This window comes from Archangium sp. (genome assembly GCF_036388035.1).
Lineage (GTDB): Bacteria > Myxococcota > Myxococcia > Myxococcales > Myxococcaceae > Archangium.
Map to the genome: position 1 here is coordinate 1 of NZ_DASVSO010000181.1, position 5803 is coordinate 5803.

Sequence of the window (5803 nt, forward strand, 5' to 3'; positions counted from 1 at the left end):
GCCTCCGCGCCGGACTACGCCGCCCGCGCGTCCCTGCAGGCCAAGCTGAGCCAGTAGAGGTTTTTCGGGACACCCGGGGTGGGGCCCAGGCCGCGCCCCGGGGGGTCGAGGACTGGCGAGCGGACGCGTGAGCCCGCACCATGTCACCGTGAGCAAGCGCCACCTCGCAGGGAGCGGCCGTGCGGAGATCCTGAGCGCCGCCACTCGGGAGTTCGCGGACCGCGGCTACTCGGGGGCGACGACGGCGGGCATCGCCCGGCTGGCCGGAGTCACGCAGCCGCTGGTGCACCACCACTTCGGCTCGAAGCAGGGCCTCTGGAACGCCGTCCTCGAGGCGCTCTTCCAGGAGTTCTATGACGTGCTCGGGCAGGCCATGCGGGAGGTGGAGGGGCCGACCGGGTCACCCGCCTGTCGCGCCTGCTGCGGGCCTATGTGACCTTCAACGGCCGCCGCCCGGAGCTCGCCCGGCTCATCCGCACCGAGAGCAGCGCGGGAGGCTCGTCCTTCGAGGTCCTCTTCGAGAAGTGGCTCACCGAGCCGAGATCCCTCCTCCAGCGTGAGCTGTCCGCCGCGGTGGAGGACGGGACGATCCGTCCCATCGACTGGCGCTTCGCCTACTTCGCCCTCATCGGCGCGAGCACCCAGGCCTTCGCCGAGCCGGAGACGGCCCGGCGCGCCTTCGGGCTGGAAGTGAGGGATGAGGGCACGATCGCTCAGTACGCCGAGTTCGTCGTGGGACTGGTGATGCAGGGCCTCGTCGCCCCCCCAGCCCCGGACGAGCGCTCGGCTGCCCGGAAGGCGCCCTCCCGCCGCCAGCGCGACTGAGCGCCGGCCCGCGCGGCGGGCCAGACGGCGTCACACCGGGCCTCCCGTCACTCTAAAGCGGGCATCATGCACACGGTCTCGGCCAAGGCGTCCATCCCGCAGCCCCGTCCCCGCCCGCTGGTGGGCAACATCCCCGACCTGGAAGCGGAGACGCCCATCCAGTCGATGATGCGGCTGAGCCGGGAGCACGGTCCGCTCTTCCGGTTGGCCTTTCCGGGCAGGTCCCTCCTCATCCTCGGCTCGCATGCGCTGGTGGACGAGGTGTGCGACGAGAAGCGCTTCGGCAAGTTCATCAGCCCCGCGCTGAACAACATCCGCGACTTCACCGGGGACGGGCTCTTCACCGCGCACACCCAGGAGCCCAACTGGGAGCGGGCGCACCGCATCCTGCTGCCCGCCTTCGGGGCCCAGGCGATGCGAGGCTACTTCGACCTGATGCTCGATATCGCCGAGCAGCTCATGGAGAAGTGGGAGCGGCTCGGGCCCGAGGCGGACCTGGACGTGCCCGACAACATGACGCGGCTGACGCTCGACACCATCGCGCTCTGCGGCTTCGGGTACCGCTTCAACAGCTTCTACCAGCGTGAGATGCACCCCTTCGTGGATGCCATGGTCCGCGGACTCGCCGAGGCGGGCGAGCGCGCCCGGCGCCTGCCTCGCGAGGGCGCCGTCGTCATCGTGACGGCCTCGTACAACGGCCACCCGCCGGACAACGCGAAGGCGTTCTGCCAGTGGCTGGAGGCGCTTCCGCCCGGAGCGCTCGAGGGCGTGCGCTACGCGGTGTTCGGCTGCGGCAACCGGGACTGGGCCGCGACGTGGCAGTCCGTGCCGAAGCGCGTGGACGAGCGCCTGGCCGCCGTGGGGGCGCAGCGCATGCTCACCCGGGGCGAGGCGGACGCGCGCGCCGACTTCCTCGGGGACTTCGACGGCTGGTACCAGGGCGTGTGGCCCACGCTCGGTGAGGCATTCGGGGTGGAGACGGCGGAGACGAGCCAGGTGCCTCGCTACGAGGTGGAGCGGCTCGACCAGAGGGGGGAGCCGCTGGAGACGGCCCATGGCGTGGTGCCGGTGGAGGTGGTGGCCAACCGCGAGCTCGTGGACCTGACGTCCCCCTTCGGCCGCTCGAAGCGCCACCTCGAGGTGCGGCTGCCCGAGGGGATGTCGTACCGGACGGGAGACCACCTCGCGGTGCTCCCGGAGAACGCGCCCGAGCAGGTGGAGCGGGCGGCGCGGCGCTTCAAGCTGGACCTGGAGGAGACGGTGCTCATCCGCCGCCTGCGGGAGGAGCAGAGCACGCTGCCACTCGACAGGCCCGTGAAGGTGCGCACGCTGCTCGGCCTCTACGTGGAGCTGTCGGCGCCCGCCACGCGCAGAGACCTCCAGTTGCTGGCGAAGTACACCGCGTGCCCGCCCGAGAAGAAGCGGCTGCTCGCGCTCGCGGGCGAGGGCGGCGCGGACCCGGAGGCGTACCGGAAGCAGGTGCTCGACAAGCGGGTGCGCGTGCTTGACCTGCTGGAGGACTTCCCCGCCTGCGAGCTTCCGTTCGGGGTGTTCCTGGAGCTGCTGCCTCCGATGAAGCCGCGCCGCTACTCCATCTCGTCCTCGCCGCTGGAGACGCCGGAGCGATGCTCCCTCACCGTCGCGGTGCTCGATGCGCCGGCGTTGTCGGGGCGGGGCCGCTACCGGGGCACCTGCTCCAACTACCTCGCGCGCGTCGAGCCGGGCACGCGGATTCCGGCCGTCCTCCGGGAGTCGCACTCCCCGTTCCGGCCGCCCGAGGATCCCAGTGTCCCCGTCGTGATGATTGGCGCGGGCACGGGGCTGGCGCCCTTCCGGGGGTTCATCCAGGAGCGGGCCGGGCTGGCCGAGCGGGGCACGCCACTCGGAAAGGCCCTGCTGTTCTTCGGGTGTGACCACCCCGACGTGGACTTCCTCTACCGCGAGGAGCTGGAGGCGTGGCAGGCCCGGGGCGTGGTGGAGGTGTTCCCGGCCTTCTTCCGGCAGGAGCGCGAGGGCGTGACGTTCGTGCAGCACCGGCTGTGGGCGGAGCGGGAGCGGGTGGGGGCACTGCTCGATGCGGGGGCGCGTCTCTACGTCTGCGGGGATGGCCGCTCCATGGCGCCCGCGGTGCGCGAGACCGTGGCGCGCATCCACCAGGAGCGGACCGGCTGCACCGCGGATCAGGCCGCCGCCTGGCTGCGCGAGCTGGAGCAGCAGCAGCGCTACCTCGCCGATGTCTTCGGGTAGCGGCCGAAGGGAGCTCCGCCGCCGTGAGGCGCCAGGCGGCGGAGCCAGGGCCGTCCCCATTCATTGACATACCCAGGTGCATGTCCCGGAGACTCGTGGGGGTTGGTTTTCAGCCCATGCGGCTGGGGAGATGCAGCATGGTCACTCGTCTTGTTGGCTTGCACGGCCTGGTTCTCCTGGCTGTGCTCGTGCTCCTCGGAGGGTGTGCCACGGGCCATTCGCGCGGAAGTCTGACGAGTGGTTTCGGCCTCCACTCGCGGTCCGTTTCGTTGACTCCCGCGCCAGTGGCGCTGGCGGGAGGCGCGGGTGGCTTCCCCGAGCAGATGGCGGACGCCTTCCAAGTGGTGCAGGAGGCGAGTGGCCTGGAGGAAGAGGTGCGGCACCCGGCGGGCGCGGCGCTGTACCTGGAGCAGGCGCGCCAACTCCTGGGCCGGTTGGCGAAGACGCCCGTGACGCAGAAGAGTTTCGCCCCGCGTCGGGTACTGTATTGGCTGCTGCGCGAGGTGTTCGAGGGGGACGAGCGCGTGGAGTACGCCGATTTGAAATGGCGTGCCGAGCGCTTCTGGCTCCTGGTGCTGGTGCGTCCGGACGGTTACCTGGTGGCGGCGCTCACCGGCACTCCCATTCAGCGCCTGGGCCCACTCGCACTCGTGGGGGGCAAGTGGAAGGTGGGCAGCCTCGGGGTGGGCGACTTCTACTTCTCGCGCGGGGGCGTCTTCTACCCGGTGAACGAGGCCCTGCGGCGCGTGGACAGCCCGCCCCTGGCCGAGCTGGGGCTGGGGAGAGACCCGTTCAATGCCGCACTCGATGGGGCCGAGCTGGCCATGGGGGAAATGGCCGTGGCGCTGGCACAGTCCCTCGTCCACCCCATCCACACAGTCGAGGAGTTGGCGCAACTGCCCACCACGGTCGCGCTCCTCATTGCTTCCTCGCCCGACTACTTCGCGCGCTACGGGGCGATGTCCCGAGAGGACCAGGTACGCGAGGCGGCGCGCCTCTCCACGCATGTCATCATGATGCTCGGAGGGGCGGAGGCCACGGTGGGCCGAATGGGCGGGCTCGGGGCGGGGCTGCCAACGCTGTCGCTCACGGCCGAGGGCGAGATGGTGCTGGGCGGAATCGTGGTGGCGGGGGGCACGACGACCGCCACCGTGGGCATGGACCTGGGCGCTCTCTCAATCCTCCACATGGCGGGAAGCGGCCCGGGAAACACTGGCGGCGGGAGTGGCAAGGCAGGGAAGCCCACCCAGACGGCCTCGGCGCAGGGGCCCGGCAAGTGGACGTACAAAAAGCCCACGACCAGCTCGAAGGACTCCCTGGACTACCAGGAGCAGGTGACAGGGCGGCCCGCGTGGTGGGTGTACATGATTGGGAAGGTGGAGTTCGACGGCATCAGGGGCAGGGAACTGCTGGAGGCCAAGGGCCCCGGCTACTGCTCCTTCTTCAACGCGGATGGCACGCCCAAGTACTGGTACACAAGGTCCGGAAAGTTCAACGAGATGATGGCGCAAGCCAGGAGCCAGTCGGAGATGGCCCAGCATTTAGGACTGCCGCTGATCTGGCATGTCGCCGATGCCAAGGTCGCGGAGTTCCTTCGCGAAATCTTCAGGGATAAAGAATGGACCCACATCGAGGTCCGCCATACGCGACCAGCGCAGTGAGGAGCACGCATGTCGGAGAGGTATTACGTCGGGGCGTACTGGGGCCCGCGGAAGGAGACGGCGTTGGCGTGTGCCCGGCGCGCGGAGCTCTTCTTCCACATGCTGGCGCGGTGTGACCCGTCGTTTGCCCAGTGGTACCGGGCGGGCCGTGGCGCCCCCCGCGAGCTACCAGGCTGGCCTGTCCGCTTGGAGCTGAAGGAGTTGGAGAAGCTCCTCCTGATGGGCAGGCCCCGTACGGATGTCGACAAGGAGGTCATCGAGGACCTGGGCTTCATGCAGATGATGTGGACTGCGAAGAAGGAGGCCACCGAAATCCACCTGGCGTGCGGTGGAGACTCCCCATGGGGAGGGCCCAATTCATGCCTGCTATACCCGACGAGGGAGCGCGCGGTGCGAGAACGGTTGCTGCGCGCGCCGGTGATGGCCGAAGTGCTCACCAGTATGGCCACCGCCTGGGAGCCCGACTTCGCCATGGCCACCTCGGGCGAAATGGTGCGCTCCGTGGAGAAGCGCAAGTCAGAGGTGCGGGTGGGCTGGCTGACGTACCTGTCGCGTCGGCGGGGCAGCCTGCCTCCACTGCCCGCGCCCGTGCGCATCGAGCCTGTGGGCGCGCTGGGCTGGCTCCTCGTGCTCTCCCCCGAGCCCATGACGGCCAGCAACCCAGAACACGTGGCCCTCACCACGCGCGTGCGCGAACTGTTGGACCGGGCAGGCCTTATCGAAATCCTCCAGCCCGCGCCGGCCGGCGAGTAATTCGTTAGAAGTAGCGCGCGGCCAATAGGTCCTGCACGTCGAGCAGGCCCACGGCCTTGCCCTCCGCGTCCACCACGGGGAGCTGGTCCACGCGGAACTCGCGCATCAGCTTGGTGGCCTCGAGTACCAGCACCTCGGGGCCCACGCAGCGGGGCCGCTTGCCCATCACCTCGCGGATGGGCAGGTCGAAGTCCGTCCGCCCCTGCTCGACGAGCCGGCGCAGGTCTCCGTCCGTGAAGATGCCCACGAGCCGCCCCTGGCGGTCGACGACGGTGGTGGCGCCCGGGCGGCCCGGGGTGTTGGTCATCACCACCACG

General features: G+C 70.0%; 6 protein-coding genes. 5 read left to right on the top strand and 1 reads right to left on the bottom strand.

The genetic code is table 11. The annotated features are described in order from the left end of the window. Positions 1-127 precede the first annotated feature (127 nt). The 5 genes from VF697_RS07895 (at position 128) to VF697_RS07915 (ending at position 5486) form a co-directional block, all read left to right on the top strand. On the top strand, positions 128-436 hold the full coding sequence (locus VF697_RS07895; RefSeq protein ID WP_331092889.1) for a TetR/AcrR family transcriptional regulator: 309 nt from the start codon (positions 128-130) through the stop codon (positions 434-436). Then, positions 433-825 carry a hypothetical protein gene (locus VF697_RS07900; protein WP_331092890.1) on the top strand — a complete coding sequence of 131 codons (393 nt, stop codon included), beginning with the start codon at positions 433-435 and terminating at the stop codon, positions 823-825. The genes VF697_RS07895 and VF697_RS07900 overlap by 4 nt, the downstream gene beginning before the upstream one ends. A 66-nt stretch (positions 826-891) precedes the next feature. After that, a complete protein-coding gene (locus tag VF697_RS07905; protein WP_331092891.1) occupies positions 892-3072 on the top strand; it encodes a bifunctional cytochrome P450/NADPH--P450 reductase in 2181 nt (726 codons plus the stop codon). Positions 3073-3341: 269 nt separating this feature from the next. Further along, positions 3342-4733 (top strand): Tox-REase-5 domain-containing protein, encoded by a 1392-nt coding sequence (locus VF697_RS07910; protein WP_331092892.1) that lies wholly within the window; start codon positions 3342-3344, stop codon positions 4731-4733. 9 nt (positions 4734-4742) lie between these two features. Continuing rightward, entirely contained in the window at positions 4743-5486 is a 744-nt protein-coding gene (locus VF697_RS07915) for an Imm52 family immunity protein (RefSeq protein WP_331092893.1), read from the top strand. A 4-nt stretch (positions 5487-5490) separates the two neighbouring features. Here VF697_RS07915 and VF697_RS07920 read toward each other — a convergent pair. Further along, on the bottom strand, positions 5491-5803 hold a 313-nt coding region (locus VF697_RS07920; protein WP_331092894.1), incomplete at its 5' end, for a CBS domain-containing protein.